This is a genomic window from Streptomyces sp. NPDC050743 (assembly GCF_044456925.1).
Classification (GTDB): domain Bacteria; phylum Actinomycetota; class Actinomycetes; order Streptomycetales; family Streptomycetaceae; genus Streptomyces.
The window spans coordinates 1-1,699 of sequence record NZ_JBITGJ010000317.1 but is presented as its reverse complement, the minus strand read 5'-3'; the positions used below and the strand labels follow the sequence as shown (position 1 = coordinate 1,699).

The 1,699-nt window shown below is 70.0% G+C and carries 1 protein-coding gene; it reads left to right on the top strand.

Going from position 1 to position 1,699, the window contains the following annotated elements; genetic code table 11:
• Positions 1 to 157 precede the first annotated feature (157 nt).
• Positions 158 to 1,699: zinc ribbon domain-containing protein (locus tag ACIBJF_RS53320; protein ID WP_399185104.1), on the top strand; the 1,542-nt coding region annotated here is incomplete at its 3' end.

Sequence of the window (1,699 nt, the reverse complement as noted above, 5' to 3'; positions counted from 1 at the left end):
TGCACCCGAAGAAGCTCGGCGGCCGAGACGAGCTGCTGGAGGACTTCGTCTCGCTCGTGACCACGTTCGCCGGGCGTATGTACGGGATGCGCAGCGCGGAGAACCGCCGCCGCCTGCTGGCCGAGTCCGGGCAGTGCAGCGAAGAGAGCAGGGCGGCGTGAGCCGGAAGCTGCCGCTCGCCGATGGCGAGACCTCCCGTACCGCCTGTGCCCGCACTCTGATCCGCACGGGCGTAGACGAGAAAACCGGCGAAGTCCTCAGCAGTACCGCCTTGGCGGAGCGCGTGGGCTGGTGTACCGATCTCGTTGCCGGCATGGTCACCGATCTGCTGGGCGAGCACTGGAACACCACCGACGTGGACACGCTGGCCTCCCGGGTGGACGCCGGGGGCCGGGAACTGCCGTCGAACGCCTGGATGGCTCTGCGCCGCCTAGGCTGGATCACCGCACCGCCCGAGGGCGTGAAGGTCAACGACCGGATCGTTCGCATGGCCCAGGAACAGGCCGGACGTGCCCTGCGCTCCGTGAAGTGGCGAGCTGATCTCACCACGGGCGTGCTCAAGGCCTGGCCTGCCGATCCGCACAAGCGCACCCCGGACGAGTGGGACCAGGTGCGTGAGGCGATACCGGGCGGCGAGTACCTACCGTCGAACATCATCCGATCCCGCACCCGCCAGATCGCCCGGTTCCTCGACAACAACGACCGGATGCCGGGCGATGTGTTCGAGGCCGAGGGACTGCCCAGCGTGCCGCACATGCTGCTGCTCGCCGCATGCGACGGACAACAGGCCACCCTCGAGCGTTCCAGCGACGGCCGGCATGCCCTGCTGCGACTTAAGCTCCCCACCCGCCCCCACCCACAGGCATACCGGGACTGGACATGGGTGTCCTGCGCGATCAGGCTGCCGCCGACCGTGCCGCCCGGCGCAGTGCTGCACCTGCCCACGGTGCGGTTCGCTGACGGCAAGGTGCGGGCTGATCTCGCCTACACCCACCCAGTTGCCAAGGCCCAGCGCTCCGGCCACACGGTCGCTCTCGGCGTGGACTGGGGCCTTAACACCCTGCTGTCCGCCGGGGCCGCACGACTGAACGACGACGGCCGGATCACCGCCTGCGGGGCCGGTGGCCAGTTCCGCGCCGCTGGTGTGCTCGCCAAGCAGCACCGGCTCCGCCGCCTCTCGGAACACCTGCACGCCAAGACCGACCAGTACACCCGGCTCGCCAGCCCTGCACTGGAGGCCAAAGCGCAGACGCTGGCCAAGGAGATCCGGCGCGTGTGCGAGCGCCGCTCGAACCTCAACGACGCCCTGGCCTGGGCAGCCGCCCGCTGGACGGTAGACCAGGCGGTCACGGCCGGGGCCACGGTCATCTACCTCGAAGACCTGCGGTCGATGGAAGCCGGCGGCATGGGCCGCACCCACAACACCCGCCTCTCGCAGACAGTGCGCGGGCAGATCGCCGACCGCATACGGCATCTCGCCGCCGAGGTCGGCATCGCCGTGGTGACGGTGCCACCCCGCAACACCTCCAAGCACTGCCCCTGCTGCCTCACCCCGCTGCGGCACCGCAAGGCCCCCGACAAGCCCACTATCGCAGGATGGAAGTGGGCCATCTGCCGTGAGTGTGGTTGGCAGGGCGACCGCGACCAGGGCGCCTGGCGCCGCATCGCAGCACGCGGCCTCGCCCACCAGAGCAAAACC